This window comes from Pseudoalteromonas sp. S1612 (assembly GCF_005887175.1).
Lineage (GTDB): Bacteria > Pseudomonadota > Gammaproteobacteria > Enterobacterales > Alteromonadaceae > Pseudoalteromonas > Pseudoalteromonas undina.
Window position 1 is genome coordinate 40,599 of the sequence record NZ_PNDH01000013.1, and the last position, 24,470, is coordinate 65,068.

General features: G+C 39.8%; 17 protein-coding genes and 1 tRNA gene. 5 read left to right on the forward strand and 13 right to left on the reverse strand.

The window, feature by feature from the left end:
- Positions 1 to 18: 18 nt before the first annotated feature.
- Positions 19 to 103 (forward strand) — tRNA-Tyr (locus CWB78_RS06000).
- Between the two features lie 31 nt (positions 104 to 134).
- On the opposite strand, the gene CWB78_RS06005 is transcribed toward CWB78_RS06000, so the two are convergent.
- The gene (locus tag CWB78_RS06005) at positions 135 to 827 is read right to left on the reverse strand and encodes a M48 family metallopeptidase (protein ID WP_010388510.1); all 693 of its coding nucleotides are present in this window, start codon (positions 825 to 827) and stop codon (positions 135 to 137) included.
- Between the two features lie 243 nt (positions 828 to 1,070).
- Here CWB78_RS06005 and CWB78_RS06010 point away from each other — a divergent pair, with 243 nt between their 5' ends.
- Positions 1,071 to 4,382, forward strand: coding sequence for a PAS domain S-box protein (locus CWB78_RS06010; RefSeq protein ID WP_138594644.1), 3,312 nt, complete (start codon positions 1,071 to 1,073; stop codon positions 4,380 to 4,382).
- Positions 4,383 to 4,399: 17 nt separating this feature from the next.
- Positions 4,400 to 5,395 carry a response regulator gene (locus tag CWB78_RS06015; protein WP_138594646.1) on the forward strand — a complete coding sequence of 332 codons (996 nt, stop codon included), beginning with the start codon at positions 4,400 to 4,402 and terminating at the stop codon, positions 5,393 to 5,395.
- Between the two features lie 47 nt (positions 5,396 to 5,442).
- On the opposite strand, the gene CWB78_RS06020 is transcribed toward CWB78_RS06015, so the two are convergent.
- Together CWB78_RS06020 and CWB78_RS06025 are read right to left on the reverse strand one after the other, a co-directional pair.
- Complete coding sequence (locus CWB78_RS06020) at positions 5,443 to 5,871, reverse strand: VOC family protein (RefSeq protein WP_075169045.1); 429 nt, start codon at positions 5,869 to 5,871, stop codon at positions 5,443 to 5,445.
- Entirely contained in the window at positions 5,861 to 6,532 is a 672-nt protein-coding gene (locus CWB78_RS06025) for an HD domain-containing protein (protein ID WP_010388506.1), read from the reverse strand. Before CWB78_RS06025 ends, CWB78_RS06020 begins: the two co-directional genes overlap by 11 nt.
- A 139-nt stretch (positions 6,533 to 6,671) precedes the next feature.
- Between CWB78_RS06025 and CWB78_RS06030 the strand changes: the two genes are divergently transcribed.
- Positions 6,672 to 7,862: a class I SAM-dependent methyltransferase gene (locus CWB78_RS06030; RefSeq protein WP_138594648.1), complete on the forward strand. Its 1,191-nt coding sequence runs from the start codon at positions 6,672 to 6,674 to the stop codon at positions 7,860 to 7,862.
- 15 nt (positions 7,863 to 7,877) lie between these two features.
- Here CWB78_RS06030 and CWB78_RS06035 read toward each other — a convergent pair whose 3' ends face one another.
- The 5 genes from CWB78_RS06035 to CWB78_RS06055 form a co-directional block, all read right to left on the reverse strand.
- On the reverse strand, positions 7,878 to 8,174 hold the full coding sequence (locus CWB78_RS06035) for a PilZ domain-containing protein (protein WP_010388503.1): 297 nt from the start codon (positions 8,172 to 8,174) through the stop codon (positions 7,878 to 7,880).
- A gap of 8 nt (positions 8,175 to 8,182) precedes the next feature.
- Positions 8,183 to 8,563, reverse strand: a complete 381-nt coding sequence (locus tag CWB78_RS06040) for a response regulator (protein WP_008113026.1) — start codon at positions 8,561 to 8,563, stop codon at positions 8,183 to 8,185.
- Positions 8,564 to 8,631: 68 nt separating this feature from the next.
- Positions 8,632 to 12,519 carry an ATP-dependent RNA helicase HrpA gene (hrpA, locus tag CWB78_RS06045; protein ID WP_171040314.1) on the reverse strand — a complete coding sequence of 1,296 codons (3,888 nt, stop codon included), beginning with the start codon at positions 12,517 to 12,519 and terminating at the stop codon, positions 8,632 to 8,634.
- 128 nt (positions 12,520 to 12,647) lie between these two features.
- Positions 12,648 to 13,688, reverse strand: coding sequence for an isoaspartyl peptidase/L-asparaginase family protein (locus tag CWB78_RS06050; RefSeq protein WP_138594651.1), 1,041 nt, complete (start codon positions 13,686 to 13,688; stop codon positions 12,648 to 12,650).
- 124 nt (positions 13,689 to 13,812) lie between these two features.
- Positions 13,813 to 14,517, reverse strand: coding sequence for a SapC family protein (locus CWB78_RS06055; RefSeq protein ID WP_010388497.1), 705 nt, complete (start codon positions 14,515 to 14,517; stop codon positions 13,813 to 13,815).
- 297 nt (positions 14,518 to 14,814) lie between these two features.
- Here CWB78_RS06055 and CWB78_RS06060 point away from each other — a divergent pair, with 297 nt between their 5' ends.
- Positions 14,815 to 15,525 (forward strand): DUF6445 family protein, encoded by a 711-nt coding sequence (locus tag CWB78_RS06060; RefSeq protein WP_138594653.1) that lies wholly within the window; start codon positions 14,815 to 14,817, stop codon positions 15,523 to 15,525.
- A gap of 37 nt (positions 15,526 to 15,562) precedes the next feature.
- On the opposite strand, the gene CWB78_RS06065 is transcribed toward CWB78_RS06060, so the two are convergent.
- From CWB78_RS06065 to pgi, 5 genes are all read right to left on the reverse strand, one after another.
- On the reverse strand, positions 15,563 to 17,098 hold the full coding sequence (locus CWB78_RS06065; protein WP_138594655.1) for a tryptophan halogenase family protein: 1,536 nt from the start codon (positions 17,096 to 17,098) through the stop codon (positions 15,563 to 15,565).
- 76 nt (positions 17,099 to 17,174) lie between these two features.
- Positions 17,175 to 19,793, reverse strand: coding sequence for a TonB-dependent receptor (locus tag CWB78_RS06070; protein WP_138594657.1), 2,619 nt, complete (start codon positions 19,791 to 19,793; stop codon positions 17,175 to 17,177).
- A gap of 572 nt (positions 19,794 to 20,365) precedes the next feature.
- Complete coding sequence (gene pgl, locus CWB78_RS06075; RefSeq protein ID WP_138594659.1) at positions 20,366 to 21,076, reverse strand: 6-phosphogluconolactonase; 711 nt, start codon at positions 21,074 to 21,076, stop codon at positions 20,366 to 20,368.
- Between the two features lie 3 nt (positions 21,077 to 21,079).
- Positions 21,080 to 22,552, reverse strand: a complete 1,473-nt coding sequence (gene zwf / locus CWB78_RS06080; protein ID WP_054201154.1) for a glucose-6-phosphate dehydrogenase — start codon at positions 22,550 to 22,552, stop codon at positions 21,080 to 21,082.
- Positions 22,553 to 22,788: 236 nt separating this feature from the next.
- A complete protein-coding gene (gene pgi, locus CWB78_RS06085; RefSeq protein WP_138594661.1) occupies positions 22,789 to 24,435 on the reverse strand; it encodes a glucose-6-phosphate isomerase in 1,647 nt (548 codons plus the stop codon).
- Between the last annotated feature and the right edge of the window lie 35 nt (positions 24,436 to 24,470).

Genomic DNA, 24,470 nt, shown 5'->3' on the forward strand with positions numbered 1-24,470 from the left:
TGCAATAAAAATTAGTGTGGAGGGGTTCCCGAGCGGCCAAAGGGATCAGACTGTAAATCTGACGGCTCAGCCTTCGCTGGTTCGAATCCAGCTCCCTCCACCACTTCTCTTTACTACCTCGTTTTATGTTCTAATTATTCAAAAACCCATTGTAAACTCATGCCATGCTTATTTAACCAAGCACTTGCTTTTTTGTGTTCTGAATAAAATAATCCTACACGATGCCAAAATTGTGCACTGTGATTTAAATACTTTAAATGCGCTAACTCATGCACAATCACGTAGTCAATTATCCATGTAGGTGCGCTTGCCAAGTGCAAGTTGAAGGTCAGTTCACGCCTGCGGTTACAACTGCCCCAGCGACGCTTATACAATTGAATACGAATATTACTCGGTAGCTTTTCACCCATCAGCTGACAATAGTCGTTAACTCGCATTTCAATATAACTTTCTAACTTCTCATGCAAAAATTGCTCTAGCAAACCTTGATACATTTGCGTTCGATGCTTCACACGTGAAGAAATACTCAGTAACAGCGTTTGGCTTTCATTGTGCTGCTGCCATTGAGTGCGTGCTGCATTTTCAAATTGCACATTTACAGCTTCATTAAATAGTTTAATGCTATGGGTTTTGAGTGGAAACTGTCGTGTATCGGCTTGAATTTGTTGCTTATGTAACTGAGCATCAATCCAGCCCTGTTTACTCAACAGCCATTCATTAATTTGTGTTTTCGTTACAAAATGGGGCGCATACACCGTAAGTTCTCGTTGTGCGACTTTAATCGCTACTGTTTTTCTTCGTTTACTTCGCTTTAAAGTGTAATCCAACAATGAATGCTGCCTAGTTATAATTAAACACTGGGCTTTATTTTACCTTGTACCATAACGGCTGATCTATAAATAATCTCTACTAAATGCCATTTTAATACCAATGCATGTAGTAATTCTCAATGAATAGTAAGTTTAGAGCTTAAAACACTTACGTTGCTGTTGTAACTTAGAGCTCAATACCTTGTGATTATTGTTGCGTTTATATTAGACTGGGTTTAAGAGTTATTATGTGAATGATTGATGCTATCTAATTTTTTTATAAACCAACCAGATCCAAGTCTAATTATTAATGGTGTATACGACCCAAGTTTAGTGACACTATCTATACTCACCGCAATTTTTGCAGCCTACTTTTCCCTGCACGTGATCGATTTAGCAAATAATACTCACTTTAAGTCTTATCGTAAGCTGGCCAATGTAACTGCAGCTTTAGTGCTTGCTGGGGGGGTATGGAGTATGCATTTTATTGCTATGCTCGCATTTTCTTTGTGCACTACAATTGAATACGATCCCACACTCACTTTTGTGTCGTTTATACCGGCTTTACTGGCGTGTACCATTGCTTTTTCTTGTTTGAAAACATATAGCACCCACCCTCGTATTATCAATTTAATTCTAAGCTCACTTTTATTTGGCGCGGGTGTTGGCACCATGCATTACAGTGGTATGGCAGCAATGCAATTAAGTCCATTACTTCGTTATGATCCAATGTGGTTTAGCGCTTCAATTGTTGTAGCAGTGCTGCTCTCTTTCATCAGCCTCTATGTACGTTTTCATTTACCTGCACACTTTAAAAAATTAACGCCGGTGCATAATCGTATTATTTGTGCGCTTATTCTGGGGCTTGCCGTGGCTGGCATGCACTATATGGGCATGGCCGCTGCGCGATTTATTGCAACCACTCCGATAATTAACGAGCAAACAAATCAATCGCACTTAACCTTTATTGCTATTAGTGTGTCGTTCGCCACGCTTTTATTAACAGCGGTGGTTGTGATCATCAATGGCATGATCCGCTACAGAATGCTGTTAGGGAAAAAATCTGCTGAAGAGTCTCGCCTTGATGCTATTTTATCAACTGCTATTGATGGCATCGTCACTATCAATATTAAAGGTACCATTTTAAGCTTTAATAAGGCCGCAGAAACGATTTTTGGCTGGAAAGATAATGAGGTCATTGGCCTAAATGTAAAAATATTGATGGCTGATGATATTGCTAATCAACACGATGCTTTTTTAAAAAACACCACAAACCATGAAGTAAAGCGTGTGATTGGCGTTAATCGTGATGTGTGGGCAAAACATAAAAATGGTCATCAATTTCCAATTCGACTAGGGATTGGTGAAGTAAAGCAATTGCAAACTGAAACACTATTTGTTGGCTTTATTACCGATTTAACTGAACAAAAAGCATTACAACAAAGCTTAATTGAAAAAGAGCGACAATATCGTACCTTGATGAACAATATGCCCGGTGTTGTATTTCGCTGCTTGTTAGATGAACACTGGAGTATGTTGTTTATAAGCCCAAGCGTCTATGAACTAACTGGTTATCGCGCTGAAGAGTTTACTGAGCAGCGTATTACCTTTGCCGAGCTGATTGTTAAAGAAGATGAAGCGGCTATTTCTTTAGCCATTGATCAAGCGGTTGCATCAACCAGTCAATACTCAATTGAATACCGCATTCGCCATCGCAACGGCAATATTATTTGGGTACTGGATCAAGCAAGTATTGTCACAGGCTCTAAAAATGATGCCCGCTGGGTTGATGGCGTTTTGGTTGATATAACCAAACGCTATGAATATGAGCAAAGCTTAAAACAAGCTAAATACGAGGCTGAAGTAGCCGCGCAAGCTAAACAGTCTTTTATGGCAAATATGAGTCATGAGATACGTACCCCCATGAATGCAATTATTGGCTTTAGTGATATCTTGATAGATAGCCCGCTTAATAAAGATCAACAGAAGCAAATAATTACTGTTAATAACGCCGCGCGTTCTTTGTTGCACTTACTTAACGATATCCTCGACTCAGCAAAGTTAGAAAAAGGCAAACTCGAAATTCAAAATGTACATTTTAACTTGCAAGAATTACTCGACAATATTGTGTCTACATTTTGGCTGGATGCAAAACGTAAAGACCTAAAACTCAATTTAAAAATAGCTGACAATGTGAATCCATTTTATTTGGGTGACGATACGCGTTTACGCCAAGTGCTAACCAATTTAATCGGCAATGCGATAAAGTTTACCGAACTAGGCCATGTTACTTTGTCGGTTACTCATAACCCCAATCATCCTATTTTATTTGAAGTACAAGACACAGGTATAGGTATTGAAAAAGATCGTCTTGAGGCTATCTTTAAACCTTTTGAGCAAGCAGACGGCACCACAACTCGCCGATTTGGTGGCACAGGGCTTGGAACAACGATTAGTAAACAGCTGGTTGAGTTAATGGGTGGCCATATATATGCACAAAGTACCCTTGGCCAAGGTAGCTGCTTTTGCTTTACTGTCGCGCTTGAAAAAGGCGAGAAAAGTCAGGTACAGACCATTAGTAAAAACGTATTTAATTTACCACCATTAAAAATCTTAGTGGTCGATGACATTGAACAAAATATTGAGCTACTCACCATTATGCTCTCACAAGCTGGACATCAGGTAAGAAAGGCTAATAATGGCTTTGAGGCCATTGAAATATTTAATCAACATCGCTTTGATATTATTTTAATGGATATTCATATGCCTAAATGCGATGGGATCAGTGCTACGGCATCAATTCGCTCTTTAGAGCAGCAAAAGCAACTAGAGCAAACCCCAATAATTGCTTTAACAGCCAGTGTGCTACAGCAAGACAAGCTAACAGCCAAACAAGCGGGTATGAATGGATTTACAACTAAACCCGTTGACATAAACCAGCTCAACTACGAAATAGCAAGAGTGCTTGAGCTTGCTATAAGCCGGTTAGAAACTGCAGATCCGATTGACTCAAAACTCCGTATAGATTTAGCTAAAGGTGAGAAAATGTGGGGCAGTAAAGAAAAGCACCTCAAAGAAGTCGCGCTCTTTTTAGCTCAGCATCAAAATAGTATGCAAACCTTAGCGACCAATAAGCTAAACGATAAACACCATGCTCAAATTCTACATAATTTAAAAGGTCTTGCAGGTAACTTAGCGCTTAATAATTTGTCTGACTTAGTTGCTCAAGCTGAAAAGCAGCGTGATATAGCTACTTATGTCCAATGCATATTACAATGCCAACAAGAGTGGCAACAGCTAGCAGATGAATTATCACATTTACATTTTGCTCCTAAAGAGAATAAATTACAAAAAGTAACCGTGTCAAATGCTGAATTTATTCACCAATTAACGCTTTTACTTAGCCAAGCTAAACGAGCAGAGTTGGACGATACGTTATTAAGTTATATTGAGAAAATAACACCAGAACAGCACAAAAATGCTATTTTAAGCATTTGTGAACAGTTTAATGAATTTGAATTTGATAATGCAAAAATAGAGCTCAATGCATTATTAACAACACTTAATAATTAGCTCTTCTGAGGACGACGATGGCTCAATCTATAAATCAGGCGCGAATATTAATCGTCGATGATGAACCTGCGAATTTAAAAGTAATGCGCGAGGTTTTAGCGAGTAACTACCGTTTGTCGTTCGCTAAATCGGGGCCATTAGCACTGCAATTAATTGAAAACGATCCACCGAACCTCATTTTACTTGATGTTATGATGCCAGATATGAATGGCTTTGAAGTGTGTAAAATTTTAAAAGCTAATCCTACAACCGCACATATTCCAGTTATTTTTGTTACCGCACTTACACAAGAGCAAGATGAATCAGAAGGGTTTTCTTTAGGTGCAGTTGATTACATAACCAAACCTATTAGCCCTGCTATTGTAAAGGCAAGGGTAAAAACACATCTTTCTTTAGTACAAGCCGAGCAGCTAAAACAAGCACATGTAGACTTAGTAGAACGATTGGGGCGCGCTGCAGAGTACAAAGATACCGATACGGGTGAACATATTGCTCGAATGAGTCAATACAGCAAGGTACTTGCTTTAGCGCTAGGAATGAATGAACAACACGCTGAGTTATTGCGCCAAGCTGCACCAATGCACGATGTCGGAAAAATAGGCATTCCTGATTCAATATTATTAAAACCAGGAAAATTAACTCCAGACGAATTTGCACACATGAAAGAGCATGCTGCTATAGGAGCTAAAATATTGGCCAACTCACCCTCCCCTTTGTTGCAACTTGCCCACGTACTGGCAATTGAACATCATGAGAAATGGGATGGCACTGGCTATCCTAATGGATTGAAAGGCGAAGAAATTTCGATTGAGGGACGGATTGTGGCGATTGCTGATGTATTTGATGCACTCACATCAAAACGTCCTTATAAAGAGCCTTGGAGCATTGAGCAAACAATAGAACATATGCAGCACCAAGCGGGAAAACATTTTGACCCACATCTAGTTGAGCTTTTTATTGGTCAGATAGACGCTGTTCTAGCGATAAAAAAGGCCCATCAAGAGCGCGATTAAATCTCCCCTTATTTGAGCAAATATTACTGCGCAAAGTGCAACTGACCCTAGCTTCTTTTGGCATTGTGAGAGCCTAAAGCTACAGCCGGAAAATGCTGTTTTATAATACGATAGTCATGGGACGTGATCTCATGGCTATTGCCACTAATATCTTTAAAATACATTGAAAATGTCACGCCATGATCAGCCAATATGGTTTTCACTTGATGCTGCTTAAGATGCTTAAGCCAAATAACAAATTGCTCCCCTGTTGCAGCAAAAGCGATTCCTTTACTACGCCCATCGCCTTCAAATAAAGCCAATCGTGTAGTGGCATTTTCATCTTCGAGTGTTAAAGGACCTTTTCCCTCTTCATTCCAAAAGGCTAACTGCTCTACTACGGTAAAACCAAGCACCTTTTCATACCACTCAATAGCTTGGTTGAGGCTTTGAACATTTAAATGACAATGATCAATTCCCGAAAGTTTAGGTGTCATCGCGTTGTTCACCAATTTCAGATTTAAGCTGAGCTAAAAAGTCGTGCATATATGCAGTGCGTCTTTGTGCTTCGGCTTTTGCAGAAGGAGTATTCATACTCTGGGCAATATGCAGTAATTTAATAAAAAAATGATCTAGGGTGTATTTTTTATCGTCTGCTTCTCGGTTTAAACAAAATGGATCATCGGGGTTGTATAATAATCGACTAATAGAGCCGCCTACTTTCATACAACGGCTTACGCCAATAGCACCCAAGGCATCCATTCTGTCAGCATCTTGTACAATCTGTGCTTCAACCGTTTTAATAGCAATATTGGCGCTAAAACTATGTGCGGCAATGGCATGGTGAATATCATCAAATAGCGCGTCATCATAGCCAATAGACGCTAAAAAGTTAATCGCTTTATCCGCGGCCATTGTTGATGCCCTTGCTCTATCTGGATGATTTTTAGCCACTGCGACACAATCATGCAACCAAGCTGCAGGCAATACAATCGCCATATCAGCCTGCTCTGCTATACATAGCTGCACAGCAACACGCACTACCCGTTCAATATGGGTAATATCATGGGCAACATCCGCATGTACTAAGGATGTAATAAAGTCTCTGCATTGCTGATTAAGTTGCTGTAATGAGGGGCTAAGCGCTGAATTGTCCACCGAATTTCCAAAAATCTATTTAAACGAGTTAATTATGGCTACTTTACCGCGATTTATAAGCCCCTTGCAAAACATTCATTGTATGTTGCGCGAGCCTTGACTAAAATACAGCGCTTATTTATTACTACAGAGAAGCCTTATGTCATCTGCCGTTTACCTACAAGCTGGTCGCGATAAATCATTAAAAAGAAAACACCCTTGGTTATTTTCTAAAGCCATCAAAAAAATTAAAGGTAAACCTGGATTAGGTGACACGGTAACCATACACGACAGTGAGGGTAAATTTTTAGCCACCGCAGCTTACAGTCCTCATTCACAAATACGTGCTCGTGTTTGGAGCTTTGATGAAAAAGAAGTGATTGATCAACATTTCTTTGAGCGTCGTCTTCGCCGTGCTTTAGAAGCTCGCAGCCATGCAATTGAAGAAGGTGGACTTACCGGCTTTAGGTTATGTGCAGCAGAATCAGACTACTTACCCGGTATTACCATAGATAAGTTTGATAATGTAATTGTGTGTCAATTACTAAGCGCAGGTGCAGAACGTCACAAAGGTGAAATTGTTGGCGCTTTAATGGCTATTTTCCCAGGCTCTAATATTTATGAGCGCTCAGATGTAGATGTTCGAACCAAAGAAGGGCTTGAGCCTATTAAGGGCGTGCTTTGGGGGAGTGAACCCACTGAACCTGTCATAATTGAAGAAAATGGCTTAAAGATTGAAGTTGATATAATGGAAGGCCATAAAACTGGCTTTTATTTAGATCAACGAGATAGTCGAGCTGCACTGGAGCGTTTTTCAAAAGACAAAACCGTATTAAATTGCTTTAGTTATACAGGTACTTTTTCTCTTTATGCCCTTCGCGGTGGCTGTAAACATGTAACCAATGTTGATGTTTCACAACCAGCACTTGATACGGCAAAGCGCAATGTAGAGCATAATAACCTTGATTTAAATAAAGTCGACTTTGTAAAACAAGATGTCTTTAAATTATTGCGCCAATACCGTGAAGACGGGGTGATGTTTGATACGATCGTCATGGACCCACCAAAGTTTGCTGATAACAAAGCGCAGTTAACTGGGGCGTGTCGTGGTTATAAAGATATAAATATGATTGCGATGCAAATATTAAAGCCAGGTGGCACACTGCTAACATTCTCATGCTCTGGTTTAATGGAACAAAACTTGTTTCAAAAAGTGGTCGCAGATGCAGCCCTTGATGCAGGTAAGGATTTACTGATCATGGAGCGCTTAAATCAAGCAGCTGACCACCCTATTGCAGGCAGCTATCCTGAAGGCTTTTACCTTAAAGGGCTTATTTGTAAGGTTTACTAAAAACTAATTCAGTAGTTAGTTAAACTCTACAATTTCAAGCCCTGCGGTTATCGTGCCATCCTCTTCTGTGCTGGCACGTATCACCTTAACGGTGGCTTTCAATGGTGCAATGCTTGGATGTGTTGATGCAATATCAACCGATAAAATTGAGTTAAGCTCTAACAAATCATCGAGTTGTAATGAAAGACCCGTTGCACTTAAATCAAGGCATGTGCCAGTGTAACTAAGCCCAGCAACTGGCTCTATTGAGGTTAACTTCGCTGGCGTGTTAACCTGCATACGTCTATAGTTTCGCTTATCTTCAGTAAACATAATTCCCTCTACACAATATTATTAATTTTTTCTCGTAGTACAGCGATAGAAAAAGGTTTTACAACGTAAGCATCGCACCCTGCGTCAAAGCCTGCTTGTTGCTCAAGCTCCGACTCAAGTCCAGATATCATGACCACCGGAATGTTTTTTGTCTCTGGCGTGTGTTTAAGTATGCGACACGTATCATAACCGTCGAGTCCTGGCATACACACATCAAGCAAAATAATATCGGGCGGATTTGCAATCGCAGATGCTAAACAACTTTTACCTGAGTCAGCATAGCTCAAATCAAATGTTGATGCTAACCCTGCTTTGAGTATTTCAAAATTGAAATACTCATCATCAACCACTAACAACTGTCGCGCTTTGTGTTTTAGTAATGAGGACATAGGTATGTCATTTCCTTCTCAAGTTAGTCCCTCTGTTAACTTACTTAGCTTAATAGAGAATGAAGAGATTATTCAATTTCTTTTATCGCATTTAACACACGTTTTGCTGAAATTGGATAAGGCGTACCTAAGGTTTGTGCAAATAAGGATACGCGTAATTCTTGCTGCATCCAAAAAATAGCCTCAACATCAGTAGGCAATGGCATTCCTTTAGGTGTTTTATTTGTCAGTTTTTTATATTCTTGCGCTACTTTTTCAAGCTCTAACACACATAATCTATCACGATTTGGGTCAACAGGTAGTTTTTCTAGGCGTTTTTGAATCGCTTTTAAATAACGAATTAAATCGCCTAGTTTGTCTGCCCCATGTTGACTGACAAAGCCTTTAAAAATAAGCGACTCTAGCTGAGACTTAATATCCCCATGAGCGGTGATCATGGTTAAATCTACACGCCCTTTCATTTTTTTATGCAGTGCATGCGCAATACTCAGTACTTGCTCAACCTGCGTAGCAATGGCCACAACGGTATCGCCTAACTCGCCGCGAATATGCTCTTTAACCGTTTCAAATGCCTCACTTGTACGAATGTCACCATATTTAACTAATAGGCTATCAACGCCTGATGCAATGCAGTCATCTATTAAATCGGCAATTTTACCAAAAGGATTAAAGTACAATCCTAATTTAGCTTTGTTTGGTAGGTTTTGCTGCAGGTATTTAATAGGTGATGGCACGTTTAACAGTACTAAACGACGTAAACCTTGCTGGTGCGCTAATTGCGCTTTTATTTCGTTATCGAATAGCTCTACTGCGGCCGTTGATTTTTTATCCACCAGCGCTGGATAGGCTTTAATTTCGTATTGACCTTGCTTTTTCACATACGATGTTGGTAACTCACCAAAATCCCACTGGGTTAAATCGGTTTTTTCTATGCCTTTGTCGGCCACTTTAGATAAGGTGTCTGTCACTTTGCCTTGAAGCTGCGCTTTAAGCTTAGCTAAATCGAGCCCACGGGCAAGAAGTTGGTCGTTTTCATCACGGACTTCAAACTGCAATCTTAAATGAGGAGCAAGGGCTGTTAAATCCCACGCCTCAGGGTCGACTCGCACGCCAGTCATGCGCAATAACCGATTACTTAGTGAGTCGATTAACGAGCCTTGTAGAGGCTCTATGGCCGCTAACACCGCATCGGCATAATTAGGCGCAGGGACAAAGTTACGGCGAAGTGACTTTGGCAATGACTTGATTAACCCACAAATTAGCTCATGACGAAATGCCGGTATATGCCAATCAAAACCACTTTCTTGAACTTGGTTTAATAGCGCAACCGGTATCTGCACGGCAACACCATCAACTGCTTGGCCTGGATCAAAATGATAAGTAAGCGGCAACATTAAGTTATCTTGTTGCCATGTATCTGGATAATCAAATTCGGTAATGCTACTTGCACCATGCTGCATTAGCTCTTCACGCGTCATGTGCAGGTAGTGTTTGTCTTGCTGTTTTTGTGTTTTATACCACTTAATAAACGCAGCACGATTATTAATATCGTTCGGTATTTTTTTCTCGTAAAACTCAAATAAGGTTTGTTCATCAACTAAAATATCGCGCCTACGAGATTTGTTCTCGAGCACTTGAATATCTTCAATTAATTCGCGGTTATATTGTAAAAATCCTTCATTGAGTCCCAGCTCTTGTTCAATCAGCGCTGTGCGAATAAACAACTCACGGCTTACTTTTGGGTCAATATTGCTGTACACACAGCGGCGTTTATTAACAATTAATAAGCCATACAGTGTTTGTTGTTCAAAGGCGATGACCGCACCGGGCTTTTTCTCCCAGTGGGGTTCTGTGTAGCTGCGTTTTACTAAATGCTGAGCAAACGGCTCTACCCAGTTCACATCAATTTTGGCATTAATACGAGCATAGAGTTTACTGGTTTCCACCAACTCAGCCGACATCATCCATTTTGGACTCTTTTTAAATAAGCCTGAGCCTGGGAAAATATGAAATTGGCTATTACGCGCACCTTTATATAGCTGCTTTTCGTCTTTAAAACCGATGTGACTGAGCATGCCACTTAAAAGTGCTTTGTGAATAAGCTCACTGTCTGCGACATTAGTGGTGGCTTTCATTTTCATTTCATTGCACACAGTGCTGATTTGATAAACGATATCTTGCCATTCACGAATACGCATATAGGCTAAAAAGTCTTTTTGACATAACTTTCTAAACTGGCTGTTAGTCAGCTCACTTTGCTGCTCTTCTAAGTAATTCCACAGGTTTAAAAAGGCAATAAAGTCAGAGTCTGGATCGTCAAAGCGACCATGTTTTTCATTCGCGGCTTGGCGTTTTTCTTGTGGTCGCTCGCGGGGGTCTTGAATTGAAAGCGCGGCAACAATAACTATCACCTCACGCAATGCACCCAGTTTATGTGCAGTTAGCACCATTTTTGCTAAACGCGGGTCAACCGGCAAACGACTTAGCTCTCGCCCAGATTGTGTTAGGCTGGTTTTTTGATGACGCTTAGCCGCTTTTACTGCTTGTAACTCTTCAAGCAATGTTAAACCATCATTAATATTTCGGCTATCTGGAGCTTGCACAAAAGGAAATTGCGCCATATCACCCAGCCCAAGGGCTAACATTTGCAAAATAACTGATGCTAAATTAGTACGTAATATTTCAGGGTCAGTAAATTCAGGACGCGATAAAAAGTCATCTTCTGAATATAAACGAATACAAATACCCGCTTCAACACGTCCACAGCGCCCCATTCGCTGATTAGCACTGGCTTGCGAAATAGGCTCTATAGGTAAACGTTGCACTTTTGTGCGATAACTATAACGACTAATTCGCGCAGTCCCTGGGTCAATAACATAACGAATACCAGGTACTGTTAGCGATGTTTCAGCGACGTTGGTAGAGAGTATAATATGGCGGCGCGAATGCGGCGCAAAAATACGGTTTTGCTCAGCATTCGATAGCCTTGAATACAAAGGTAATACATCTGTGTGTTTTAAATTACGCTTGCTTAGTGCATCGGCGGTATCGCGTATTTCTCGCTCACCATTTAAAAAAATCAGTATATCGCCAGGACCTTCGGCGCAAAGTTCATCTACCGCATCAAAAATCCCCTGAAGTTGGTCGCCTTCGGCTTCCATATCTTCTTTTTGAATATCACTAATTGGGTTATAGCGTACATCAACTGGAAACGTTCTTCCTGATACTTCAATAATAGGTGCATCATCAAAATGCTTAGAAAAGCGCTCAGGGTCGATAGTTGCTGAGGTGATAATAACTTTTAAATCGGGGCGTTTTGGGAGTAAATTTTTAAGATAACCTAAAATAAAGTCAATGTTTAAGCTACGTTCATGCGCTTCATCAATAATAATGGTGTCGTATTGATTTAAAAATCGGTCTTGTTGTATTTCAGCTAATAAAATACCGTCGGTCATCAGTTTGATGTAACTGTTATTAGATACCTGATCGCTAAAACGAATTTTAAAACCGACCTGCTGGCCAAGCTCGCATTGCATTTCTTCTGCTATACGGTTGGCAACACTACGTGCTGCTAAACGCCTTGGTTGCGTATGGCCAATGTAGCCCTCAACGCCTCGGCCTAGCTCTAAACACATTTTGGGTATTTGTGTGGTTTTGCCTGAGCCAGTTTCACCAGCAATGATCACCACTTGATTATTAGCAATGGCCTCTTTAATGGTGTCTTTTTTTTGACTAACCGGTAACTGCTCAGGGTAAGTAACTTTAGGTAGCCCAACTAAGCGCTGCTCTCGCAGCGTTTGACTACGACTGATATCAGTCGCAATTTTTTCAAGCGCACTGGTAAGTTTTGCCTCGTCGGTGATTTTTTTAACGCCGTGAAGACGCTTTTTAAAACTGAATTGATCTTTTTTTAAGCACGTTTTTAGCTCGCCAAACAACTGACCTAGGTTTACCACCTGCATACCTTATAAAAATTAGTCAAAGAGCCCCGATTGTAGCAAATTAAATGGCTGGGGTTAATCCTGTAAAGAATATAACAATCAGCAGATTATTATATAAACCACCAGCCAGTGACTAATAGTGTTTACTCGTCACTAAAAATACCTACGTAGGTTGCTTGGGTATTCGATTTACTCGCACGATACATGCCTGAAGTATTAAACGGCAGACTAATACTGCCTTTTGTATCAATAATAATAACACCGCCTGTGCCCCCTATCGGTTTAAGCACTTCGTTTATTACTTCATTACCTGCTTGGTCTATGGTTTTACCTTGGTACTTTACTCGCGCACAAATATCACTTGCCACATTATAACGAATAAAATATTCGCCGTGCCCAGTTGCCGAAACCGCACATGAGGCATTTTCAGCAAAAGTGCCTGCGCCAATAACCGGTGCATCGCCAATACGACCAAAACGTTTTGCGGTCATTCCGCCGGTTGACGTACCTGCTGCTAAATTCCCTTGTTTATCCAGTGCCACCGCTCCGACTGTGCCCACTTTATAATTTACTGGTAACGCTTTATGCGCTGCTTGATAATCTTTACTGGTATTTTTGCTCGCCTCGAGTTTCTTTTTGGCTTTTAATAAAGCCTCATAACGATGCTCAGTATCAAATATATTGTTCTCTACTAGGCTCACGCCTTGCTCTTTGGCAAACTCTTCTGCACCTTGACCACTTAACATCACATGCACTGATTTTTCCATTACTAACCGGGCAAGTTTAATTGGACTTTCGATATGTTTAATACCTGACACAGCGCCTGCTTGACGATTGCGACCATCCATTATAGAGGCATCTAATTCGTGACTACCATCATAGGTATATACCGCACCACGCCCGGCATTAAAATAAGGCGATTGTTCAAGTACTTCAATGGCAGTAGTCACTGCATCAAGGCTTTCTCCGCCTTGTTCAAGTACCTTATATCCGGCCTCAACAGCTTCTGCTAATTTATTGCGATAAGCTTGCTCTTGATCTGCCGTAAATTTACTTTTTTCAATCGTGCCTGCACCGCCATGAATCGCAATGGCAAACGGCATATTTGTGTTTTCACTCAATGCCTGCGTGCTCAACCCCATTAAACTTGTTGCAATGAGCCCTAATAATAGTGATTTTTTCATTGTGTGTTCTTTTATAAATACAGGATTAAAACCAATGTGAATGGTTATGAAGCGTTTTTCAAGTGAACTGAGTTTAATGGCACAAAAAAAGCGCCCTAAGGCGCTTTTTTAATTTCGTTTAAAGTTACGCTTGTTGCGCTTTTAAACGTGCTAAACGTGCTACTTGGTGTGTAGACGTTAAGAAAGAATAGATTGGTGCTAAATAACCGCGCTTACGAAGCTCAAGAAAGTCTGCATCGCTTAGCTCATTTAGTTTCTTCTCATCGATAAGGTAAATACCGTTGATGTCTTTTTTCTCACCTTTAATATCAACTGTTAGCGTTTGTGCTACCAGTAGTTCTTTATCAGCAAGGAATTTAGTGAAAGCATCAGTTACTTGAGAAAACTCAATGAACGATACTAACGCTTCTTTACGACGCTTAAGGTAATCAGTTTCTTCACCGTTTTCGAATAATGCATTACCCTCTTCTTCACCAACTAATGAGCTCGCTTCGTCAATTACGATACCAAATTGATCTTGCTCTGGGTGCTTTACTAAACCTAGTGGGTAACGCGTTGTTGCCATAGGTGCAAATGATGCTGTCCATTTGTCGCCATCAATAAATAAATTTTCACCTGGCTCTAGGCCAAACATTGCAACCGCTTGAAAAGTACCTGTTTCGTTATTTTTAACAAAAGACATTGGGAATTCATTGGCGATACGCGCAAACTCATGTGCAACTACTGGCACTAAGTGTTGAGTTTTCATAAATTCGATGTTGATGCCATTTTTAATTTTAGTGTTGGCATGTTTTTCGTTGTGTAAAGGCTGTACTTGTTGCTCCGCCATGTTACTGCTCCGTTATTTATTAATTTGATTTTTTTCTGTTAGTGGCCTAAGGCTAAAGGTTTTGGTGACAAAAAGGAAGTGAAAATTTTGTGTCATTTTGTACGTTATTAATTAACAAAAACATTATCGCTGATTATTTCAACAAATAACTAGTAAACATTACCAAAGGTGAAATTCGCACGCTTAGATAGCTCAAAAAGCGTTCTTTGACAACGCTGTCTTCGGTGGTATATTGATTTTGTGCCTAAATAAAAAATTCACACTTAGATAATTTCAGCAAAAATAGACACTAAAATAATGAAAAATTTAACTGTAAACCCAAACTTAAAAATTGAAAAACTGATGATCCCTGGCACCAAGCTATCAGCCTTCGTTGTTGATGATTTTCTTTTAGATACCAGTAGTGTAATGAATTTTGCTCACAACATAGCCTACTTTAACCCTATGTTTTCAGACAACTCCTTCTACCCTGGTATTCGCGACAATATGCCGCAACCTTATTTAAGGGTTTTACATGCATTTTTTCAAAATGAAATACTGCCTAAAATAGACAATAAAAATTATCAAGAGTCTATTCTTCATAAAAGTTTACTTTCATTAGTTTCATGCAAACCTGCGAATTTAATTGTTGATCAAAAAGTACCGCATATTGATTCTTGTGATGAGAGAGATTACGCATTTGTTCATTACTTATCGCCAGAGGAGCTTGGTGGAACAAGTATTTATAAGTATATACCTCAAAACATTATTGAATTTAAACAACAGCACAAACCACTGCTCGCAGATATAGTTAATGATGTTAAAAAAGCCCCTAATGAGCATCAAGGCTATTTAGCTGGCAGCACAAGTTTATTTGAACAGGTTTTTAAAGTTGATGCTAAATTTAACCGCCTTGTTATTTACCAGGGTAACTTATTACACAGTGCCAATATTTATTCTGAACAAAGCTGCTTAGCGGATGCTAAAAAAGGCCGTCTTTCGATAGCCTCTTTCGCAAGTATACGATGATCTTTGTGAATATAGCGCTTAAACCTTTCACAAATCATTAGATTGACTGCAGTCCATATTGTTTAATTTTATCTAAAAGCGCTCTGTGATTGGGTAGCTTATTTATTAAGTATTGATCTATCTCAGCTCGTTGTTGTAAACGTACTAAACAGTGTTCATGTTCTGTACTGGTACAAGGCGGTGCCTTAGTGTTGAAATGCATTCCATAAAGTACAAATAAAAAGTTTTCTAAGTAAAACACTTCAAACTGGCTGAAAAAGTCATCTCTAACCGGAATGAACTCTTCCCACAAACTAAGCTTTTCTTTTAATGACTCAGAAATAGTGTCATCACTTTTATTGGCCACCCAAAAAGCTGAATCTGTTCTATCTGAAATACAGTAGTGCAATTTAATAAAATCAATAGTACGTTCCCACGCATACCCCATAGCGTGATTAAACCGCGTTTCTAACTGTTCAAGCTGCTCAGTTGATGATGGAAAACGTAGGGTTAAAAACTTCGCTGAAAAATCAGTTAATAAAATAGAGGTTGCCTCTAATGGTTCTAAAAAGCCTTGCGCTAAGCCAAGCGCGACACAGTTTTTATGCCAAAACTTTTCACGATAACCTACTCTCATGGGGATTTTTCTATAACTAAGACCTTGCTTACTTGCCCCTAGATAACGGTCCAGTTTTTCATGTGCTTGTTCATCGGTCATGTGGTTATTTGAATAAACAAAGCCCACTCCCCGCCTATTAGTGAGCGCAATGTCCCAAATCCAGCCAGCTTGATGAGCGGTAGCAAGTGTATAAGGCGGAATATCATCGTCTTCTTTTGTAGGTACTTGCACAACTAAGGCGCTATTAATAAGTAAAGTGTCAGACACATCAACGAAAGGGACTTTTAAAGCTTTATCTATGAGTAAAGATTCAAAACCCGAACAATCAATATAAAAGTCAAATTCAAGTTCACCTTCGCTGTCAGTCACTAACGCTGCTATTGTGCCATCATTAGCAAGCTTTACTTGAGTTACATTGGTATGTACGTGAGACACCGAAAACTTATCTTTTGCATTACACGAGAGCAGTTGCGCAAATTTCCCTGCATTGAAATGGTACGCATAAGCTAACTCGCCCTCATATTGGGCATTAGTGATACTTTTGGGGGCTAAACCAGCCTCACAAATAGCGTGCTGAGAAGATAAATACTGCGCATGACTTTTTGATTTTTGCTTATCGTTTAACCAATGTTGAGTTAAATGTTTAGTATCGTAGGGGTTTGGCATATCAAACAAGTGATGAAAAAAGTTACCTTCCCCATGCTTTTTCTTGTCCATCCAGTTAACAAATTTTATCGACTGCTTAAACGTCGCATCACATTGGCGAATAAATTCATCTTCACGAATACCAAAAGTTTTTAGCGTGTTTCTTATGTCGGGTACTGTGCCTTCGCCTACTCCAATTGGCGGTATATCGGGTGACTCAATTAAAGTCACTGAAACACCTTTGCGTTTTAGTAGCTCTTTGCCAATGTGGTTTGCAGCTAACCAACCAGCTGTTCCACCACCTAAAATTGCCACTTTTTTTATATTCATAAATCACCAATGATGTTTAATCTCGTAAAAAAGCCCAGCAATGCTGGGCCTAGATTACTTTTATTAACTCAGCATATTAGAAACGCATTGTTACACCAAGTTTATAACGTGCTTCACCTTCAAAGCTCCACACTGGGAAGTCATTGAGTAGATCAGGGTTTGGTAATGATGTTGATGCATCATTATTACCAAGCTGAATACTGTCTTCCTCTGTTAAGTTAATACCTTCGAAAGTAACATCTAAGTAGTCAGTTACAGAGTACGTTGCACTGAAATCTAGCTGTCCGTAGGCTTGATGCTCACGGTTACCATACCAACCTGGTGCTTCACGAATAATAAACTCTGAACGCCAGTTATATGCTAAACGTGCAGAAAAATCATCATTTTCATAAAAACCAACTACGTTGTAGCTATTTTTCGATGAATCAGAAAATACACCAACACGGTCCGGGTAGTTCTCTGCTGGAGCCTCAGCATCTGAATAGGTATAGTTAAATGAATAACCAAAGCCATTATCAAACGAATCTTGAATTTGGAACTCAATACCTTCAATTGAACCACCTGTGCCGTTGGTAGAAGAGCTCACAGTCCAACAGTCATATTGCTGCGCGCCACATGGTGGTTCGCCTGCATCTGGGTTGGTTGTATAAACTGGGATATCAATACCAATTTGTTGATTCGTTTGTTGTTGTGTAGAGATAAACGAACTTACTTCTTTAGTAAAGTAAGTGACGCTTAACATTGCATCGTCATCAAAATACCATTCAACACCGATATCAGCTTGGAATGCTTTAAACGGGCTTAAACCAACGTTACCAGTATTTAAAACTTCGTTTAAAGGGCGATTATCCGTATAGCCAGCTAGGTTACGCGTTGCAAATAAGTCAGCGTAATTAGGACGAGAAATAACTTGTGCTGCCGAGGTACGTAAAATTACGTTATCAGCTAAGTCCATAACGACGTTTAAGCTTGGCAAGAATTCACTGTAATCTGCTTTATCTGTAGATAAGGTAGAATCGTAAACACCTTCATCGCTTAAGTCATAGTAATCTGAAGAAATATCAGTTGAGATGTAACGCAAACCTAAATTACCGCGAATACCACCTGCGTCAAAATCAGCCATCGCATAGATTGCTAAATTTTCTTCTTCAATGGTGCCATAAGCTTGTGGGCGTGCAGTATAACCTTCAGTCATTGCTAATGAATCAGCAATCATTAAATCCATATCAGGTTCAGGTATAACAAAGCCACCGCCCGCAGTCACTGTACCTGGGTAGTATGCAGATGCATTTCGCACAGGCACTAAATCTGGGTTTACAATAGCAGCATTACCATCTTGAACAACTTTATGATCGGCATATCTTAAACCAGTTTTAATAGCAGTAACCACACCAAGATCAAGTGGAATTTCGAAATCTAAGTTTAAGTAGCTTTCTTCATCTGAATCAGGATTATATTCAGGCGCCCATGTTTGCGGACTGATGGTATCAGGTAAAATGCTCGCATCGTAAGATTGGTTTGCTAAATTAAATTTAGTCACATCACCAGTCATATCCATAGAGCCATTTAGATCACTATTGTTATTAGTAAACATACCATAGTTTGCAGTTGTTACGTCACTGTCAGCACTGGTTTTACCTACGCGACCTTTAAATGTGAATGACTCTGCATCATATTGCCAGTCAAAATCAACCGTATCAGACTTCATGCTTGCTTTACGCGCCCATGTTTGGAAAAAAGCAGTGCCATTTCCGTCAATTGTGCGAGAGACACAATTACCTGAAGCATTAGTTTGCTCACATGAGCCGTCGCCTGGGAAGATAATTATTTGCGAGTTAGCATTATTTGCATCTAGCTCTAAGCTAGTGTAAGTCAGGCCTAATACAAGCGAATCTGATGGCTGGTATTGCATGGCAACATTATAAGCTGTACGTTCACGTGCTTGTTGGAATGTTGTTGGTGCCATACCGCCACTCCAACCACCTGATGATTCAATACCGTTACGTTGGTAATCTACTTCTGATAAAGAACCCGCCGCTAAGATACCAAATGTTTCATTATTATTTTTCCAGCTGTATAAGCCAGAAAGTTCAGGATCTGTCTCTTCAGAAACTGTACCATAATCAGCTTTTACACTTGCAAATACAGTGTTTGCATCTAAATCTAGAGGTTTACGTGTTTTAACAATAACAGTGCCACCAATACCACCTTCAACTAGATTAGCCTGTGACGACTTATAAACTTCTAAGCCGCCGACTAATTCTGAAGGTAATAATGAGTAGTTAAAACTGCGGTCTACGGCTTGTTGGTCAAACCAACTTGTTGACGCAACTGTATGACCATCAAGCAATGTACGTGTAAGTTGTGCTGAAGCACCACGTATCGATACTTGCTGACCCTGTCCAAATTGACGAGATACACTTACACCAGAAATACGACCAAGAGATTCACCTACATCGCCATCAGGAAACTTACCAACATCTTCCGCTGTTACAACATCAACAACAGCATTAGAAAAACGTTTTCCGTTTAAGTTTTCTTTATTTGAAGCGCGTATACCGCGTACTTCAATGACTTCAACATCATCTTGAACTTTAACTTCATCGGCTGCGAATGCAGCACCAGTAAAGCCAGCTCCCACAACTAAGCCGATATTTACTGCTAATAAGCTTTTTTTAAAATTTTTAGCTAACACAGGATTCCCCTCGAATCATTTTATTGGTTTTGTTTATCATTTTGCCTAACCGCCATGACAGCGCTGTCATAGCAGTAACAAACCATACATGCTAAATTACATTTTTGCTACATTTTTCCGCGCTTTTTGTATGAATTTTAACTCATATACAATTAAGTTATTGATTTTACGTTGATTTATTATTTTATAAAAAAGTAGAGTTCGTCCGATGCTTACTCTTCATACCAAGCATGTAAATAATGGCGTTTTTTATACTTAATGTATTTAGAGTAGTCGACTTTACGGATAGCTGAAGCGATTAACATGCTATATTACTCAATTGCACCTGAAGATTAACTAATTGTTTTAATTTACAAATAAAGCTTTAGTTAATGACTTTTGGGAGATGTAAGAGGATTTAAAAGGTACTTAGCTTAAGGGAAATATTTAAACTTCAAATGTTTACAGCACTTTGTTATTAATTGATTAATGACAAAAACATGTCGCAATAAAAAAGGCCAGTAGCAAAAGCAACTGACCTTTCATTAAACCATCAATACAACATGGTTTTAAAGCACCTAGTTTAGACTAAATTAAGGTGCCCAATACACTTCAATGTTGATCTCAGGGTGATTTAGAACTGCACGTAACGGCATATCATTAACATTACCACCCGCGAAAGCTTGCTTATACACAGCCAGCTTTTCATCGCCACTAATAAGTAATTTAACTACTTTAGACTGTGAAATTGCATTTAGCGTTAAGCTCATTCGTTCGGTAATACTACCTGTTACATCACTCTCAATTGCGTTAATGGCACACACAAGTTGGTTTGAATCTAAGCCGTTTTTCAGCCCTTGAGCATGTGGGAATAATGACGCGGTGTGGCCATCTGGGCCCATGCCTAAAATAGTGACATCAAACGGGCGTTTTAATGCTTGAAACTGCACCTCACATTCATCAACACCTTGCGCTGCAGTGGCTGCTGCATTTTTCATACTAATAAAATTAGCCTCTGCCCCATGGTTTTGTAGCAAAGTACGCTTAATGAATGCTTCATTACTCTTTTCGTGACTTGCCTCGACCCAACGTTCGTCAACCATAGCAACATCAACATGAGCCCAGTTTAAATCAAGGGTAGATAAATGTTTATAAGCCGGCTCAGGTGAAGACCCCCCTGAAACCATTAATACTGCACGGCCATCAGCCTCAATACCATCACGTAATGCTTGTTCTAATGACTGAGATAATTCCTCAGTTAAAGCGGCTTTATCATCAAAAAATTTCTCTACTATCGTTGCCATTATTTATGCCTTATCACCGGTGTTAAACCAAACATGATTATTCTCTGCTAATAATTCATCGGCGTCTTCAGGCCCCCAACTACCCGCTCGGTACAATGAAGGTTTACCCTTTTCTTGCCAACGTTCAATTATTGGATCAATCCACTTCCACGCTTGACGAACTTCGTCGCGGTGAATGAATAATGAAGGATTATTAGCCGCTGCATCAAGCATTAAACGCTTGTAAGCATCTGAATGGAAACCATTACTATACGCTTGTGACAACTCAATATTCATCGTTACAGGTTCAAGTTGCATATCTAAGTTATCAAGACGCTTTGACATCAGCGTTAATTGAATACTCTCTTGAGGCTGTAAACGAATAACCAAACGATTTGGTTCAATATTGCCTACGCTGTCTTCATACACGTTATGCGATACTTTTTTATATTCAACCACAATTTCAGCGCAGCGCTTCGCCATTCGTTTACCGGTGCGCAGATAAAAAGGCACGCCTGCCCAGCGCCAGTTATCAATATGCGCACGAATAGCCACGAAAGTTTCGGTTTTACTCGCTCCCTCGTTTAGCTCTTCAAGGTAACCTGGAACTATTTTACCGTTTAAATCACCGGGTACGTACTGACCACGAATAATATGATTATCTACATCCGTACCTTCAAGTGGACGTAAAGCTTCTAATACTTTTAATTTTTCGTTACGGATGCTGTTAGCATTTAACTTATGTGGTGACTCCATAGCCACTAGACAAAGTAGTTGTAACAAGTGGTTTTGCACCATGTCACGTAAAGCACCGGCTTTGTCATAAAAACCTGCACGGCTTTCAAGTCCTACTGTTTCTGACAAGCTAATTTGAATATTATCAATCGATTTAGCATCCCACATGTTCTCAAATAATGAATTTGAAAAACGCAGTGCCATTAAGTTTTGCACCGTTTCTTTACCTAAATAGTGGTCAATACGGAAAATTTGTTCTTCGTTAAAGTACTGTGCAATTTTCGCATTAATTACTTCTGCTGACTCACCGCAGTAACCAATTGGTTTTTCTACTACAACACGCGAGTTCGCAGTAATTAGTTTTTTCGTTGATAATATTTCACAACAGGTGCCATAAACAGCAGGTGGGAGAGATAAGTAAAATACTCGTGATTTATCGCTGTCGTCTTCATCTAGAATTTTTTTCAGTACATCCCAGTTATCATCCGCTTCGGTGACATTGCTCACTACGGGTACTAAAAAGTCTGAGAACGATTTCCAATCTTTTGCGTTATATTCGCCTTCGCTTAAAAATTCTTGTAACGCTTTGTGTGCAGTATCGATGTATTCATCGCATTTACTTTGTTCGCGCACGGTAGGCAAAATACGTGAGCCTTGCGGTAAGTTACCTTCTTGATATGCTCGATACATTGCAGGAAGTAATTTGCGTAACGCAAGATCACCACCGCCCCCAAAAATTATAATATCAAAAGGATTAAGCATAGTTACTCTCTACGTTTATGCTACCTGCCACTACCGTATTGGTAATCAGTTATAGCGGTTTATTATCTGGATAATGTAGGCCTCAGCACAAAGCCTACTAATTGTTGTTCGTTATATGCGCCATAAAAAATGGGTCTAGGGACACTGTAATTCCTCTCACAAAAATACAGGCCCTAGGACTCCAGCGCTACCCGTTCAAAGGTATTTGGTTACTTATTGTGTAATAAGTGAATATGTTACTGCGTACGGTATTGTTTGTAGTACGCCATTAAGCCTTGTGTTGAGCTGTCGTGCTCATTAACCACGTTATCATCGGTTAATTCAGCTTCAATTTTAGATGCTAAGCCTTTACCAAGTTCTACGCCCCACTGATCAAATGAGCATATTTGTAAAATAATACCGTGACAAAAAATCTTGTGCTCATACAGTGCAATTAATCGACCGACCGCTTTTGCATCAATCGTGTCTAATAATATAGACGTTGTTGGGCGGTTTCCTTGGTGAATTTTATGCTTTAGCAGCATTTCAATTTGTGCAGGCGTTTTGCCTTTGGCTGTTAAATCAGCCGTTATCTGCTGTGCATCGACCCCGTTCATTAGTGCTTCGGTTTGTGCAAAAAAGTTCGATAATAAAATATCGTGATGCTTATCTACGTTAACCTGAGGCTTTACAGAGCCAATAAAGTCCGCAGGGACAATTACATTGCCTTGGTGCAAACATTGATAAAACGCATGCTGACCGTTTATCCCTGTCATACCCCAAATGATTGGCACGGTAGTGTATGGCACTGTCTGTCCATCAAAGGTTACATGTTTACCATTACTTTCCATTTCACCTTGTTGCAAATATGCTGGCAACATATGCAGGGCTTGGTCGTATGGCAAAATAGCTTGCGAATCAAACCCTAAAAAGCTGGTATTCCAAACACTGAGTAGCGCCATAATTAAAGGAATATTCTGTTCTAGCGGCGCCGATTTAAAGTGCTCATCAACTTCAAACGCTCCCTCTAAAATGGCCTCAAATACTTCAAACCCAGCATAAAGTGCAATAGGTAAACCAATGGCACTCCAAAGTGAAAAACGACCGCCAACCCAATCCCACATTGTAAATACGTTTTCGTCACTAATACCAAATGCAGCAGTTTTTTCTAAATTAGTGCTTACTGCAACAAAATGCTTTGCTATAGCGCTGTCATCCTTTGCACTGTCTAAAAACCAATCAACCGCTGTTTTTGAGTTAGTCATGGTTTCTGAGGTAGTAAATGTCTTTGACGAAATTACAAATAACGTGGTTTCAGGATCTACTTTATCTAATACTGACGCAATTTGTACGCCATCTGCGTTTGAAACATAGTGAACGTTTAATGGCTTATCAACCACTGCTTTAAGTGCTTCAGTTGCCGTTTGCGGCCCTAAGTTTGAACCACCAACACCAATGCTAACCACATCTTTTACCGCTTTTCCGGTGTAACCTAGCCATTGACCACTTCGCACTTTTTCAACAAAGGTCTTAATTTTGGCAAGTTCGCTATCGACCGCTTCTGTAATATTTTCGCCGTCAACAATAAGCGGTGTATGAGCGCGATTTCTAAGCGCAGTATGTAAAACCGCACGGTCTTCGGTGATATTAATTTTTTCACCGGTAAACATTTTCTCACGCCATGCTTCAATATCGCATTCTTTCGCTAATGAAATTAATTGACCAAATACGTTTTCATCTATGCGTTGTTTTGAGTAATCAAACAACACACCTGGAATTTGAGTAGAGAATTGAGAAAAACGAGAATCGTCTTGTGCAAATAAAGTTTTCAGATGTGTTTGTGTCATCTTTTGTGCACTATTTTCTAGTGCTTGCCAACTTACTAACTCAGAACGGCTCGCCATGTAAACATCCCCTAATTAATTAATCTATTGATTTT

What these genes read in the sequence shown, in the direction of transcription:
- CWB78_RS06010 (WP_138594644.1), top strand. Translation starts at nt 1,071, where the DNA reads ATGCTATCTAATTTTTTTATAAACCAACCAGATCCAAGTCTAATTATT.
- CWB78_RS06015 (WP_138594646.1), top strand. Translation starts at nt 4,400, where the DNA reads ATGGCTCAATCTATAAATCAGGCGCGAATATTAATCGTCGATGATGAA.
- CWB78_RS06020 (WP_075169045.1), bottom strand. Translation starts at nt 5,871, where the DNA reads ATGACACCTAAACTTTCGGGAATTGATCATTGTCATTTAAATGTTCAA.
- CWB78_RS06030 (WP_138594648.1), top strand. Translation starts at nt 6,672, where the DNA reads ATGTCATCTGCCGTTTACCTACAAGCTGGTCGCGATAAATCATTAAAA.
- CWB78_RS06035 (WP_010388503.1), bottom strand. Translation starts at nt 8,174, where the DNA reads ATGTTTACTGAAGATAAGCGAAACTATAGACGTATGCAGGTTAACACG.
- CWB78_RS06040 (WP_008113026.1), bottom strand. Translation starts at nt 8,563, where the DNA reads ATGTCCTCATTACTAAAACACAAAGCGCGACAGTTGTTAGTGGTTGAT.
- CWB78_RS06050 (WP_138594651.1), bottom strand. Translation starts at nt 13,688, where the DNA reads ATGAAAAAATCACTATTATTAGGGCTCATTGCAACAAGTTTAATGGGG.
- CWB78_RS06055 (WP_010388497.1), bottom strand. Translation starts at nt 14,517, where the DNA reads ATGGCGGAGCAACAAGTACAGCCTTTACACAACGAAAAACATGCCAAC.
- CWB78_RS06060 (WP_138594653.1), top strand. Translation starts at nt 14,815, where the DNA reads ATGAAAAATTTAACTGTAAACCCAAACTTAAAAATTGAAAAACTGATG.
- CWB78_RS06065 (WP_138594655.1), bottom strand. Translation starts at nt 17,098, where the DNA reads ATGAATATAAAAAAAGTGGCAATTTTAGGTGGTGGAACAGCTGGTTGG.
- pgl (WP_138594659.1), bottom strand. Translation starts at nt 21,076, where the DNA reads ATGGCAACGATAGTAGAGAAATTTTTTGATGATAAAGCCGCTTTAACT.
- zwf (WP_054201154.1), bottom strand. Translation starts at nt 22,552, where the DNA reads ATGCTTAATCCTTTTGATATTATAATTTTTGGGGGCGGTGGTGATCTT.
- pgi (WP_138594661.1), bottom strand. Translation starts at nt 24,435, where the DNA reads ATGGCGAGCCGTTCTGAGTTAGTAAGTTGGCAAGCACTAGAAAATAGT.